Genomic DNA, 13,203 nt, shown 5'->3' with positions numbered 1-13,203 from the left:
CTCTGGAAGCAAAATGCCGGAACCCAAATCGATCTCGGAGACCAAGTTGATCTCGGAACAAAAATCGATCGAACCGCTGACCCGACCGCCGCTGCTTCACGTCAGCGTGCAGGAGAGCCTCAGGAAATATATCCAGAGCAACAAGCTCAAGGCGGGGGACCCCTTGCCTCCGGAGACCTTCCTGGCGCAGCGGCTCGGCGTCGGCCGCAACTCGGTGCGTGAAGCGATCAAGGCGCTGGAGTCTATCGGCATTCTGGAGACGCGTCGCGGCATCGGTGTGTTCGTCAAGGAATTCTCGTTCAAGCCCTTGCTGGATAATTTGGCATATGGCCTGCAGGACTCGTTGCGCGACGTGGAGGAGCTGCGCGAGATCCGCCGGGTCCTTGAAACCGGCCTCATCGCCAAGACCATCGAGATGATCAGCGCCGAAGACATCGCCGCGCTGCGCCAGCTGACCGAAAGCATGCGGCGGCGCGCCGAGCGCCAGGAGAGCTTTGCCGAAGAGGACCAGCAATTCCATCAGCTGCTGTTCCGCTGCCAGAACAATCACATGCTGAGCGCGCTGATCGACATCTTCTGGGTGGCGTTCAACAAGGCCTCGAACTTCACCAGTCTCGACAATCCAACACCGCTGGCGACGTGGCGCGACCATCACGAGATCGTCGAGGCCGTCGCCGCCAAGGACGTCGACCGGGCGCGTCAGCGCCTCGACGACCACTACAGGGGTATTCAGCAAGTCATCGCCAAAAACCGGATTACCTGACCCAACGCCGGACTTCCTGACAATGACAAGGGAGGAATACCATGCGCATCAAGACTATCGCTCGTCATCTGGCCGTTACCGGACTGCTGCTCGGCGGCATCGGCTTGGCCACTAGCGTCCAGGCACAGGACGCCAAGACCATCACCGGGGGCTTCGACGTCGGGCCCGGCGGCTTTCCCAAGAACTTCAATCCGCTGGCCGCGACCGGCGGCTTTACCTGGCTCAGCACCTATTTTGAACCGCTGGTCATCTACAACGCCAATCTGACCGAACTCGAAGGCGATCTGGCCAAGGGCTACAAGGTCAGCGACGACAAGCTGACCTATACGTTCAACCTTGCCCAGGAGAGCTGGCACGACGGCAAGCCGTTCACATCCAAGGACGTCAAGTTCACGCTTGAGCTCGCCAGGAACAAAGCCTCCGGCAGTTTGTTTGCCGCGCGCCTCGGCGACATCGCGTCGGTCGACGCGCCGGACGATCGCACCGTGGTCGTCAAATTGTCGAAGCCCAACAGCTCCTTCCTGTCGATTCTCTCGCAGGTGATGATCCTACCGGAGCATGCCCTGGCCGCGATGCCGCCGGAAACGCTGGCCACGAGCACCTGGTGGTCCACCACTCCGGTCGGCACCGGCCCCTTCAAGTTCAAGCGCTATGTCAGCGATCAATATGTCGAACTGGCCGCGGATGACGACTATCGCGGCGGAAAGCCGAAGGTCGACGTGCTCATCAACAGGTATTTCGAAAGCCCGGCGGCGGCCGTTGCCGCGCTGCGCGCCGGCGAAATCCAGTTCACCTATGTCGAGCCCGACGATGCGGTATCCTTCAAGAGCGACAGCAATTTCAAGGTGATCGAGGGCGCCTCCTATGTGGTCAACTACATCGGCCTCAACCAGAAGGTCGAGCTCTTTAGGGATGTTCGCGTGCGCCAGGCGATCATGTACGCGATCGATCGCAATGCCATCATCGAGAGCCTCTATGGCGGGGCGGCCAAACCCGCCAATTGCGGCTACGTCGCGCCGCACCTGCTTCCCGAAGGCCTCGAACCCTATGCCTATGATCCGGCAAAGGCCAAGGCTCTGCTTGCCGAGGCTGGCTGGGACAAGATCAACGGCGACAAGCCGATCACTTTGCTGACCTATTACGGCTCGCCGCAAGCGGCCAATGTGATGGCTGCCATCCAGTCGATGCTGGCCGAGGTCGGGATCAATGTGGTGCCGCGCGTCGTCGATACGCCGACTTATAACGGCATCGTCTACAAGGAAGGCACGCCGGACTGGAACGCGTTTGCGATGGTCTATGCCGGCCTGCAGAACGGTCCGAATCCGGCTGGCATCAGCCCGGGTCTCAACAAGTCCCAGATCCCGCCGGCAGGCTTCAACACCATGCGCATCGAGTTCGACGATCTCAGCGCTGCATTGGACGCCGCGCTCGGCCAGACCGATCCGGCCAAGATCGATCAATCCTGGCAGCAAGTCTGCAAGGTGATGAACAAGGATCTGCCCTGGGCGACATTATGGGTGGCCAACCGCTATGGCGTCGCCTTCAACAAGCTGCGTGACTTTGTCTGGACGCCGGCGCCGGCCGGCGGTCCTTATGCGGCTCACCCGGAACGCTGGGACATCCAGTAAAACGGCTGGCGGGCCACTCTGGCCCGCCAATGAAACGGGCCGGCACGATGCCGGCCCCGCTCACCATCACCACGGACCGCCAATGCTGAGTTTCATTGCCCGCCGCAGCGCTACCGGACTGTTGATGCTGGTCGCCCTGAGCGTCCTCATCTTCATCCTTCTGCGGCTGGCGCCCGGCGATCCGATCGACGCCTATATCAATCCGTCCAGGCCGATGTCTGCTTCCGACCTCGAAGTCCTGCGTGACCGGCTTGGGCTCGACCAGAGGCTTCCCGTGCAATATCTCGCCTGGCTTCGCGCTGCGCTCGGCGGCGACTTCGGCTATTCGATCCAGCGCGGCGGCGTTGCCGTGCTGCCGCTGGTCATGGAGCGCATCGGCCCAACCGCGCTGTTGATGAGCACCGGCTTGGCCATCGCCATCGTGCTCGGCATTTCCGCCGGCATCTTCAGCGCCGTCCGCCGTAACGCGCTGCCCGACATCGCTCTGTCGGTGGTTTCTTTCGTCGGCATCTCCAGCCCGGCTTTTCTGACGGCGCTTCTCGGATTGTACTTTTTCTCGGTGCTGCTGCGCTGGGCGCCATCAGGCGGCATGCAGACCGCCGGCGCACCCTTTTCCGTATCGGACGTGCTCGCGCACCTCGTCCTGCCCGCCTGCCTGCTGTCCATCGGACACGCCGCGCTGATCATGCGTTATATGCGCGCGTCGCTGCTGGAAGTGCTCAACCAAGACTATGTGCGGACCGCACGTGCCAAGGGAGTGCGCGAATTCTGGGTGATCATCAAGCACGCCACCCGCAATGCGCTTTTGCCTGTTATCACCCTGATCGGCTCAACGGTCGGCATCGCGATCGGCGGCGCCATCTTCCTCGAAAGCGTGTTCAACTGGCCGGGCATGGGCTTGCTGCTGGTCAACGCCGTAGGCACAAGGGATTACCCGGTGATCATGGGCGCCACCCTGGTAATCGGCATCTGCGTCATTCTGGTCAATCTCCTGACCGATATCGTCTATGCCGTCGTCGACCCGCGCATTCAGGTGTCGTGATGACGATCACCGCGCCAGATCCGGCAGTTGACCCGGCAGTCGACCCGACAGCCGTGCCGCAAACCAGAGGACCGCTCCGCCGCGCGCTCGACCGCTTCTTTGAAAATCGTGCGGCGCGCGCCGGTCTGCTTATCGTCATCCCCATCCTGCTGGCGGTTTCGACCTATCCTCTATGGTGGCCGTTCAGCCCCAACGCCATCGATCTCAGGGCGATCAACAAGGGACCGTCCGCCATTCATTGGCTAGGCAGCGACGGCGTCGGCCGCGACGTCATGGCCCGGCTGCTGCAAGGCGGGCGGATCTCGTTGCTGGTCGCCGTCTGCTCGGTCGCCATATCGATCGTCATCGGCTTCCTGGTCGGCGCCGTCGCCAGCTTCGGCGGGCGTCTTGTCGACGCCACGGTGATGCGCTTCGTCGATCTCGCAATGACGCTGCCGCCGGTGATCTTCCTGCTCGTGCTCGCTTCGATCGCCGGCACCGGCATTGCGCCGACCATCCTGGTGATCTCACTGCTCTCCTGGCCGGTGCTGTCGCGCATGGTGCGCGCGCGGCTGCTCGAGCTGCGCGAGCGTGACTTCGTCGTCGCCGCCCGTGGCATGGGGGCGGGGCTGCCGCATCTCCTGTTCCGTCACGGCCTGCCGAACTGCATCGACATTCTTGTCGTCTACGCCACGCTGCAGATCGCCAACGCCATTCTACTCGAAGCCGGTCTCTCCTTCCTCGGCCTCGGCATCGCACCGCCCGAAGCCAGCTGGGGCAACATGCTCAATCTCGCCCGCTCCACCGTGGTGCTCGAGCAATATCCTTGGCAATGGATGTTTCCCGGCGCCGTACTCGTGCTCACCGTGCTGGCTATCAACTTCATCGGCGATGGCCTGCGCGATGCATTCGACCCTCGTTCCGATCTCAACTGACCTGAAGGTTTTTTTCAAATGCCCCTGTTTTCCGGCGTCGTGCCACCTGTCGTCACCCCGCTCAATGCCGATTTCAATGTCGACTTGCCGTCGTTCACCCGGACGATCGAAAACCTGCTCGACGGCGGCGTCCACGGGCTCTTCGTGCTCGGCTCGACCAGCGAAGTAGTCTTCCATGACGAGGCCGGCCGCAGGGCGATCATCGAGCACGCGGTCAAGGTCAACAACGGCCGTGTTCCGATCTTCGCCGGGGTGATCGATCCGACAACCGATCGTGTCATCAACCACGCCAAGATAGCCAGATCGGCCGGTGCCGACGCCGTCGTCGTCACCGCGCCGTTTTATGCCCGCACCAGCCAACCCGAGATCGGCGATCACTTCCGCTATATCAGGGACGCCGTCGACATCCCCATCATCGCCTACGACATCCCGGTCTGCGTCCATGTCAAGCTGGAGCGCAGGACCACCGTCGGCCTTGCCAGCGAAGGCGTTATCGCCGGTATCAAGGATTCCAGCGGCGATGACGGCAATCTGCGTTATGTGCTCAAGGACATGGCCAACGATCCGAGTTTCTTCGGCATGACCGGGTCCGAGATCCTGGTCGACAGCGTGCTTGCCATGGGTGCGCATGGTGTCGTGCCGGGCCTCGCCAATGTCGACCCGCACGGCTACGTCAGGCTGTGGAACCTGATGCAGGCGGGTCAGCACGCCGAAGCTCGCCTGGAGCAGGAGCGGCTGTTGAAGCTGTTCGAGATCGTCTGGATCTCGCTCGGCAGAACAAGCGCCGGCTCGGCCGGCGTCGGCGCCTTCAAGACCGCGATGAAGAGCCTCGGCATCATCGCCTCCAACACCATGGCGCGGCCGCAACGCAGCTTGAACAACGAGGAAATCGCAAAGGTCGAAATCATCCTTCGCGACGTCGGATTGCTGCGCTGACCGTGGACGCTCCGATCCTCTCGATTTCCGGTCTGCGGGCGGTGTTCCGTATCGCCGGACGCGACATCGCCGCCGTGCAGGACGTCGATCTGGTGATCGGTTCGGGCGAGACGGTCGCGCTGGTCGGCGAGTCCGGATCGGGCAAATCCGTCACCAGCCTGTCGATCATCGGCCTGCTGCCGAAGAAGATCGGACGCATCGCCGAGGGATCGATCGCGCTGCGGCGCAGGGACGGCACTGTCACCGAGCTGACCGGCCTCGATCCTGAGTCGCTGCGCAAGGTGCGCGGCAACGACATCGGCATGGTGTTCCAGGAGCCGATGACCAGCCTCAATCCGGTCTACACCATCGGCGAACAGATCGCCGAGCCGATCCGCATCCATCTCGGCAAGTCGCATCGTGATGCGGCAACTGATGCCGTGCAGCTGCTGGCTCAGGTCGGCATTCCCGACCCCGATTGGCGGGCGCGGCAATACCCGCATGAGCTGTCGGGTGGGATGCGCCAGCGCGCCACCATCGCCATGGCATTGTCCTGCGATCCGACCTTGCTGATCGCCGACGAGCCGACCACTGCGCTCGACGTCACCATCCAGGCCCAGATTCTCGACCTGCTGGCCGAGCTGCAGGCGCAACGCGGCATGGGCATTCTGTTCGTCACGCACAATCTCGGCGTCGTTGCCGAGATCGCCGACCGGGTCGCGGTCATGTATGCCGGGCGCATCGTGGAATCGGGTCCGGTGAGCGAGGTGTTCACTCGTCCGCGTCATCCCTATACCGCCGGGCTGATGCGTTCGGTGCCGCGGCTCGGCCAGGCCACCATGCTAAAGGCAGCAGGAACGCCACTTCCGACCATCGCCGGCAATGTTCCGTCGCTGGCCTTGCTGCCCAATGGCTGCTCCTTCGCGCCGCGTTGCGCCCTGGCTGTCGATGCCTGCCGCACTGCTGTACCGCCATTGTTCGCGGCGACACCGACCCAGCAAAGCCGTTGTTTGCGTTGGGAGGATCTCTGACAGTGGACGCCCCCTTCCTTTCGGTCAGGAATCTGACCAAGCATTTTGCGCCGACGGCGTTCTCGCGCGGTCCCGTCGTCAGGGCGCTGGACGATATTTCCTTCGACATTGCGCGCGGCCAGGTGGTCGGCCTCGTCGGCGAATCCGGGTCGGGCAAGACCACGATCGGCCGCTCGGTGCTGCGTCTCATCGAGCCGACGTCCGGCGAAATCAGATTTGACGGCGTCGATATCACCAAGCTGGGCGCCGGGCCGCTGGCTCGCCAGCGCCGCAAGATGCAGTATATTTTCCAGGATCCGTTCGCCAGTCTGTCGCCGCGCATGACGATCGGGCAGATCCTGACCGAAGGCTTGGATATTCAGCGCATCGGCAACAGGCGCGAGCGGCGGGCGAGGGCGGAGAAGGCACTTGCCGCGGTCGAGTTGCCGGTCGACGCCTATGACCGCTACGCCCACGAATTTTCAGGCGGGCAGCGTCAGCGCATCGGCATCGCCCGGGCGCTTACGCTCGAACCCGAATTCATCGTCGCCGACGAACCGGTCTCTGCCCTCGATGTCTCGATCCAGGCGCAAATCATCAATCTTTTGCGCGACCTGCAGGTCCGGCTCGGTCTGACCATGCTGTTCATCTCGCATGACCTGGCCGTCGTCGAATATATCTGCGACACGGTGATCGTTCTCTACCTCGGCCGGATCATGGAAGTCGCACCTGCTGCCGCGCTCTATGCCCGGCCGCAGCATCCCTATACGCGCGCGCTGCTCTCGGCCATTCCGTCGCTCGACCCACTGGCCAAGCAAGGCCGGCAGGTGCTGAAGGGCGACATTCCAAGCCCGGCAAACCCGCCAACCGGGTGTGTTTTCCGAACCCGTTGCCCGGTTGCCCTGGATGCTTGCGCCGGAATCGTCCCGCCATTGCGGGCAACAACGTCCGATGGCCATCTGAAGGCCTGCATTCGCGACGACATCGCCTAGCACTCAGTCGTTTTCCGCGCGCGCCAATTGAGCTACTTGTCTTTCCAGAAATCGGCCTGGAGTTGCGCCGCTTCATCGGCAAGCAGTGGGCCGACGACTTCAGTCGGACGCTGCCCAGCTTCGAAAACGATCGTGCAGGGGAGGTCGAGTGTGGGATTCTCGACGTGTGCACCCGTCAACCCTTTGACGTCATGTTCGCTCTGCCCAAAGACGACCCGTCCGATGCCCGCCCAATAGATTGTTCCGGAGCACATCGCGCAAGGTTCGGCCGAAGTGTAGAGTGTGCAGGAGGCCAGCTTTTCGAGACTGAAATTCATCCCCGCCCACGAGGCCAGCAGCCTTTCGGCATGAGCGGTGCGGTCGCCCCCTCCGGATTTGTAACCGTTGAGTTGCTCGCGCAACACATTGCCGTCTTTGTCAGCGAGGAGCGAACCAAAGGGATGTTCGCCAGCATCGCGGGCCCTGCGCGCGACTTCGAACGCCTGACGGAGCAGGCGCTCATCATAGGGGCGTTGTGGCATCGGCAGATCCTCCGGCAGTGCGGTTTGATCATAGTGCCGAACAATCCGCCGACTCAAGTCGGCGGATTCGGCTCGGCAATGAGGGGCTGAACAGCGTCAGCGCTGCTCTGTTCTGTGTTCCGTCAGCCATTGTCCCGATCTCGGACGGGCCAGACGAGAATGTGCTCATCAATCCTTGTCATCCTGCCGCGGCCCGAATCAAAATCGTACGAGTCGATCCGTTCGAGCTTGACGTTCGGCTGTTCAAAGGCTGACTGCGGGAGGATGAAACCCGGGCCGGTGCAGAAGTCTCCGCGACGCGCGGTTGGCACTGCCAGGCGTCGCTCGCGCTAGGCTCGGACTATTGAGCTTGCGTAAGCCATTTGGGCCTGGGAACGGCCTGCAACAGGCTTTGCGTATATTCGTGGCGAGGCGCCCCGAACAGCGCCGAGGTTTGGCCTTCCTCGACAATCTTTCCATCTTTCATGACCATGATCCGGTCGGCGAAATGGCGCACGATCGGCAAGTCATGTGTGATGAAAATATATGAGAGGCTGAGCCTGGTCCTAAGGTCGGCCAGAAGGTCGATCACCTGCGCCTGGATGGAGACGTCGAGTGCCGAAACCGCCTCGTCGCAGACGATCAGTTCCGGCTCGCTCGCAAGCGCCCGTGCAATGGCGATGCGCTGTCGCTGGCCGCCGGAAAACTGGTGCGGGTAGCGGTCGGCATGTTCCGGCAACAGCCCCACCAATTCCAGGAGCTCTGCCACTCGAGCCTTCCACCGGTTCTTCGGCAGGATATCGCGGTGGATCACCCAGGGTTCGGAAATGATGGAGTAAACGCGCATGCGCGGATTCATCGATCCGTATGGATCCTGGAATACCATCTGGACCTTGCGCCGAAACGCCATAAGGCGCTTCTCGTTCATCTCGAAGATGTTCTCACCGGCGAACACGGCCTTGCCCGCGCTTGGCGCGTTCAGCCCCAGCAGCATGCGCGCGACGCTCGATTTGCCGGAGCCCGACTCGCCGACGATGCCGAGCGTTTCTCCTCTCCTGACCTCGAAGCTTATGTCATCCACCGCCTTGAACATCCGCTTGCTGCTGAAGGCTCCGGAAGCAAGCACATAGTGCTTGGTGAGATGTTCCACCTTGAGCAGGGTTTTGTCGGCGATCGTCGTCGAACGCTTATTCGGCGCTTCCGCTGCGTTGCCGTGGGGCAGGGCGGAGATGAGGCGGCGCGTGTAGGCGTGCTGCGGATTGCTGAAGACCTCCTTGGCGATGCCTGTCTCCACGACCTTGCCGCCGTTCATGACGATAATCCGGTCCGCCATGGACGAGGCGACTTCGAGGTCGTGGGTGATCATGATCAACGCCATGCCGGTCTCGCGCTGGAGATCGCGCAGCAGATCGAGGATCTGCGCTTGCACGCTGACGTCCAGAGCCGTCGTCGGCTCATCGGCGATCAGGATGTCCGGTTTCAACGCGATCGCCATGGCAATCATCACGCGCTGGCGTTGTCCGCCCGAGAACTGATGCGGATAGAAGTCGACCCGGTTTTCCGGCTCTGGAATGCCCACGCGCCGAAGCAGTTCTATCGTCTTGGCGCGTGCGCCCTTACCGTCTCCCGCACCGTGGCTCTCATAGACCTCCTCGATCTGGCGCCCCACCGTGTAGACGGGGTTCAGGTAGGCGAGCGGATCCTGAAAGATCATCGCAATCCTGCGGCCGTTGATGCTTCTGCGTGCCTCCGCGCCGAGGCCCGAGAGTTCGACACCATCGAAGAGGCAGGAGCCGGCCACGATATCGCCTGGCGGACAATCGATGAGATCCATCACCGTGCTGGTGCTGACGCTTTTTCCCGAACCGCTTTCGCCGAGGATCACGAGAGTCTCGCCACGGCTGACGTGGAAAGAGACGTCGTTGACGGCGCGTACCGGCTCATTGTCCGAAAGGAAATCAACGGTCAGGCCGTCGACCTTGAGAATGGGATTGGTTGCGTTGCTCATCGGACAGTTTTTCGCAAAGTCTGAAGACGCCAGCGCTGCTGCGGGTCGGCAACGGTGCGCGCCCAGTTCGAGAGGATGTTGAGCGACAGCGTCGTCAGCATGATTGCAAGACCTGGCCAGAATGCGATCCACCAGGCGGTGGCGAGATAGCCGCGGCCGTTTGCTACCATTGCACCCCAGGTAAAATCCGGTGGCTGAAGGCCAAGGCCAAGGAAACTCAGCGCCGATTCCGAGAGAATGACGGTCGCGAAATCAATGGCTGAAATCGTCACCAATGTCGGCAGAACGAGGGGTGCGATATGCCGGATGATGATCCGGGCCGGCTTCGCACCCATGGCTCGCGCCGCGCTCACAAACATGCGCTCGCGCAACTCCAGCACTTCGGCGCGCGCCGTTCTGAGGTAGATTGGCATGCGCGTGACGGCGAGAACGATCACCAGGTTGGTGATGCTCGGGCCGAGCGTGTAGAGCACGATGAGCGCCAGCAGCAGCGAGGGAAAGCTCATGACGACATCGGCCAGGCGCAGAATGAGATGGCTGTACCAGCGCTCCGAATAGCCCGCTATCAGGCCGAGTGTTCCACCAACCAGCATGGACGCGAATACCGCCGCCGCGGCAATGCCGAACGTATTCTGCGCGCCGACAATCAGCCTGGCCAGAATGGGCCGGCCAAGGGTATCGGCGCCAAGGACATAGATCCAGCCGCTGGCCAGCGCGAACGGAGCGAGATTGCGCTGACGCAGCCCCAGCCGCGAAGCGGCATCGCCCACCAGCCACGGGCCGAGGACCGCCGCGATCACGACGATCGCCAGGAAAATAGCGGCTGCGAGCGCAAGCTTGTCGCGCTTCAAATAGGCGAGAAGCACGCTGCCGCTGCCTGGAACGGCCGCCGGCTTGGTGTCGGGGGTGATGATCGTCATGGCTCAATATCGGATGCGCGGATCGAGAACCGCGTAGAGCAGATCGATCGCGATGTTGAGGATGAAGATGGCGGTGGCCGTCACCAGAATGGTCGACTGGACGACGGCAAAATCGCGCTGGATGATCGAGTCGATCATCAGCTTGCCGATGCCGGGCCAGCCGAATATCGACTCCACGACGACGGCGCCGTTGACAAGACCGGTCGCCAGGTCGCCGGCGACCGTGACGACGGGCAGCAGCGAGTTGCGAAGCGCATGCCCGAAGATGATCTTCTGTCGGGGCAGGCCCTTGGCCCTTGCGGTCTTGATGTATGGAGAGGCAAGCGCGGACAGCATCGTTCCACGCACGACCTGCACCAGGAGACCGAACGGGCGAAGCATCAGCACGAAGGTAGGCATGATCCAATGGGCCCAGGTTCCGGTGCCGGAAGTCGGCAAAAGCCCGAGCCCCACAGCAAAGACAAGGATGCCGACGATGGCGACCCAAAAATCCGGCGCGCTTGCGCCGGCCAGAGAGACGAGGCTGGCGATACGGTCGAACATGCTGCCCGGCCGCGCGGCCGCAAGAGAGCCGACAAGGATGGCCAAAGCGGTCGACAGCGTGATCGCGACGGCGGCAAGCTTCAGCGTTTCCGGGAACGCCTCAAGCGCAACCTGCATCGCCGAGCGGTTCTGGCGTAGCGATTCACCGAAATCCAGCTGCAGAAGATCGCGCAAATATTCCAGAAACTGCCTATAGATCGGCTGATCGAGGCCGTTCAACCGCGCGAACGCGGCCCGAGCTTCCGCAGTCGAATCCAGAGGCAGGTACAAGGCGGAAGGATCGCCGGTGAGCCGTGTCAGGAAAAAGACCAGCGTCAACAGACCTATGACCGACAGGATGCTGTGGAACGCCCGGCGTCCAAGATAGGTAATCATTTGGGATGCCCTTGGACGGATATCGACGGAGGCGGGTCAGGGGCGCAGGACCACGATCGGACCCGGCGCCCCGTATCACTCAGTCTTTTTTGATAGCGATATTGGCCAGCGGTATTTCGCTGTTGGTGGTGATATCGGGCTTCCATTCCAGCCTGGTGCCAACGCGGGTATAGCCGATCATGTGGAACATCGGGATGTCCGCCACCACTTGCCTGCGGGCCTTGCCGAAGATCGCCTTGAAGCTGTTCGAGCGGGCTTCGCCGGTCGCCGCCAGGGCCTCGTCTATCTCCTTGTCGAACGCCGGATCGGCCACGGTCGAGTAGCTGCCGCTCGATCGGTAGAAGATCGGAACAGTGAAGGCAGCATCGCCCTTGTTGTTGTCGTGCATCATCTGCAGGAGATTGGGGCCGCGCTCCGGCGGGAACGGTTTTTGCAGATAGCGCAGCCAGTCGGCGACATCGAGCATGGTAAGCTTGACGTTGAGGCCGGCGTCTTGCCACATCGTCATCATGGCCTCCATCGCTTCCGCGCCGTTCGGATAGATGCCGTTTCGCCCGATGAGCTTGATCTCGGTGTCGACCGCGACGCCCGCCGCGCGTGCCTCTTCGATGAGCTTCTTCGCCTCTTCCGGATCATATGGCCAAGGCTCGAGCGCATCGTCATGCCCGTTGATCCCGGAGACGACCATCTGCGACGCACGCTTGACGTCGTCGCCGAACAGCTGCGCAAGACCTTCCCAGTCGATCGCGAGGTTGAGCGCCTTGCGGACGCGCAGGTCATCGAGCGGCGGCTCGGCGGCATCGATACGGATCGCCGTGGTTTCGGAGTTCAGGTAGGCGAAATCCGTCTCCGGATTGCTGGCGTCCTGGATGGCAATCGACGGCGTCAGGTCGGCTTCCCCGGTCTCGACCATGGCCGCTCGAATCGAGGATTCGGGCCGCCAGACATAGGTTGCCTTCGTGATCTCCGGCTTCTTGCCCCAATAGCCGTCGAACGCGTCCAGCACTACGGTTTGCGGGGAAAAGGTCGACAGCTTGAACGGGCCGGTCCCGACCGGATCGTTCACCGCCTGGTCGACCGGTGTCTTCGGCGAGACGATCATGACCACGCTCAACAGCGTCGGCATGATGGGCTCGGGCCTGTCCGACTTTATTTCGACGGTCAGGTTGTCGACCGGCGTCAGCGTCAGTTTGGCATCGCCGAATTTCGCAATGTTGCTGCAGGTAAGCTTGCCGCTGATCATCCTGTTGATGGAGAAGACGACCGCATCCGCATTGAGTTCGGTTCCGTCCTGGAATTTGACGCCCTCGCGCAGCTTGATCCGCCAGGTGGTCGGGTCCACGCTGATCCACTCGGTCGCCAGTTTCGGCTGGGGTTGTCCGGTGTTCGGATCGATGACGGTCAACGATTCAACCACGTTTTGGCTGAGTATCTGGCCGACATTTGTGATGATGGTGCCGCAGGGCTCAAGATTGGCTGGTTGCTCCGGCAGGACGATACGGATCACCTGCGCCGCTTCTTGTGCGACAGCCGATGGCGCGGCAGCGGTCATCAATACGACAGCTGCCATCGTATGAACGCTTCTATTCATGT

General features: G+C 62.1%; 12 protein-coding genes. 7 read left to right on the top strand and 5 right to left on the bottom strand.

Annotated features, from left to right (window positions below):
- Positions 1–13 precede the first annotated feature (13 nt).
- From AC0L3N_RS05410 to AC0L3N_RS05380, 7 genes are all read left to right on the top strand, one after another.
- Complete coding sequence (locus tag AC0L3N_RS05410; protein WP_473546187.1) at positions 14–763, top strand: FadR/GntR family transcriptional regulator; 750 nt, start codon at positions 14–16, stop codon at positions 761–763.
- 41 nt (positions 764–804) lie between these two features.
- Complete coding sequence (locus AC0L3N_RS05405) at positions 805–2,391, top strand: ABC transporter substrate-binding protein (RefSeq protein WP_473546186.1); 1,587 nt, start codon at positions 805–807, stop codon at positions 2,389–2,391.
- 82 nt (positions 2,392–2,473) lie between these two features.
- A complete protein-coding gene (locus tag AC0L3N_RS05400; RefSeq protein ID WP_473546184.1) occupies positions 2,474–3,433 on the top strand; it encodes an ABC transporter permease in 960 nt (319 codons plus the stop codon).
- Entirely contained in the window at positions 3,433–4,347 is a 915-nt protein-coding gene (locus tag AC0L3N_RS05395; protein ID WP_473546182.1) for an ABC transporter permease, read from the top strand. Before AC0L3N_RS05400 ends, AC0L3N_RS05395 begins: the two co-directional genes overlap by 1 nt.
- Before the next feature lie 18 nt (positions 4,348–4,365).
- Positions 4,366–5,283 (top strand): dihydrodipicolinate synthase family protein, encoded by a 918-nt coding sequence (locus tag AC0L3N_RS05390; protein WP_473546180.1) that lies wholly within the window; start codon positions 4,366–4,368, stop codon positions 5,281–5,283.
- A gap of 2 nt (positions 5,284–5,285) precedes the next feature.
- Positions 5,286–6,293, top strand: coding sequence for an ABC transporter ATP-binding protein (locus tag AC0L3N_RS05385; RefSeq protein ID WP_473546178.1), 1,008 nt, complete (start codon positions 5,286–5,288; stop codon positions 6,291–6,293).
- A 2-nt stretch (positions 6,294–6,295) separates the two neighbouring features.
- A complete protein-coding gene (locus AC0L3N_RS05380) occupies positions 6,296–7,264 on the top strand; it encodes an ABC transporter ATP-binding protein (RefSeq protein WP_473546176.1) in 969 nt (322 codons plus the stop codon).
- 32 nt (positions 7,265–7,296) lie between these two features.
- Here AC0L3N_RS05380 and AC0L3N_RS05375 read toward each other — a convergent pair whose 3' ends face one another.
- The 5 genes from AC0L3N_RS05375 to AC0L3N_RS05355 all read right to left on the bottom strand — a co-directional run bounded on the left by AC0L3N_RS05375 (position 7,297) and on the right by AC0L3N_RS05355 (position 13,201).
- The gene (locus AC0L3N_RS05375) at positions 7,297–7,785 is read right to left on the bottom strand and encodes a nucleoside deaminase (protein WP_123149285.1); all 489 of its coding nucleotides are present in this window, start codon (positions 7,783–7,785) and stop codon (positions 7,297–7,299) included.
- Between the two features lie 340 nt (positions 7,786–8,125).
- Positions 8,126–9,772 carry an ABC transporter ATP-binding protein gene (locus tag AC0L3N_RS05370; protein ID WP_473546174.1) on the bottom strand — a complete coding sequence of 549 codons (1,647 nt, stop codon included), beginning with the start codon at positions 9,770–9,772 and terminating at the stop codon, positions 8,126–8,128.
- Positions 9,769–10,692, bottom strand: coding sequence for an ABC transporter permease (locus tag AC0L3N_RS05365; protein ID WP_473546172.1), 924 nt, complete (start codon positions 10,690–10,692; stop codon positions 9,769–9,771). Before AC0L3N_RS05365 ends, AC0L3N_RS05370 begins: the two co-directional genes overlap by 4 nt.
- A gap of 3 nt (positions 10,693–10,695) precedes the next feature.
- A complete protein-coding gene (locus AC0L3N_RS05360) occupies positions 10,696–11,610 on the bottom strand; it encodes an ABC transporter permease (RefSeq protein ID WP_473546170.1) in 915 nt (304 codons plus the stop codon).
- Positions 11,611–11,689: 79 nt separating this feature from the next.
- The gene (locus AC0L3N_RS05355; RefSeq protein WP_473546168.1) at positions 11,690–13,201 is read right to left on the bottom strand and encodes an ABC transporter substrate-binding protein; all 1,512 of its coding nucleotides are present in this window, start codon (positions 13,199–13,201) and stop codon (positions 11,690–11,692) included.
- Positions 13,202–13,203 lie beyond the last annotated feature (2 nt).

Source organism: Mesorhizobium sp. WSM4807, assembly GCF_055811615.1.
The sequence above is the reverse complement of the archived record's forward strand: the minus strand, read 5'-3'. Positions and strand labels throughout refer to the sequence as shown.

Coding starts and splice junctions, on each gene's coding strand:
- AC0L3N_RS05375 (WP_123149285.1), bottom strand. CDS start 7,785: ATGCCACAACGCCCCTATGATGAGCGCCTGCTCCGTCAGGCGTTCGAA.
- AC0L3N_RS05410 (WP_473546187.1), top strand. CDS start 14: ATGCCGGAACCCAAATCGATCTCGGAGACCAAGTTGATCTCGGAACAA.
- AC0L3N_RS05370 (WP_473546174.1), bottom strand. CDS start 9,772: ATGAGCAACGCAACCAATCCCATTCTCAAGGTCGACGGCCTGACCGTT.
- AC0L3N_RS05365 (WP_473546172.1), bottom strand. CDS start 10,692: ATGACGATCATCACCCCCGACACCAAGCCGGCGGCCGTTCCAGGCAGC.
- AC0L3N_RS05395 (WP_473546182.1), top strand. CDS start 3,433: ATGACGATCACCGCGCCAGATCCGGCAGTTGACCCGGCAGTCGACCCG.
- AC0L3N_RS05355 (WP_473546168.1), bottom strand. CDS start 13,201: ATGAATAGAAGCGTTCATACGATGGCAGCTGTCGTATTGATGACCGCT.
- AC0L3N_RS05400 (WP_473546184.1), top strand. CDS start 2,474: ATGCTGAGTTTCATTGCCCGCCGCAGCGCTACCGGACTGTTGATGCTG.
- AC0L3N_RS05390 (WP_473546180.1), top strand. CDS start 4,366: ATGCCCCTGTTTTCCGGCGTCGTGCCACCTGTCGTCACCCCGCTCAAT.
- AC0L3N_RS05405 (WP_473546186.1), top strand. CDS start 805: ATGCGCATCAAGACTATCGCTCGTCATCTGGCCGTTACCGGACTGCTG.
- AC0L3N_RS05360 (WP_473546170.1), bottom strand. CDS start 11,610: ATGATTACCTATCTTGGACGCCGGGCGTTCCACAGCATCCTGTCGGTC.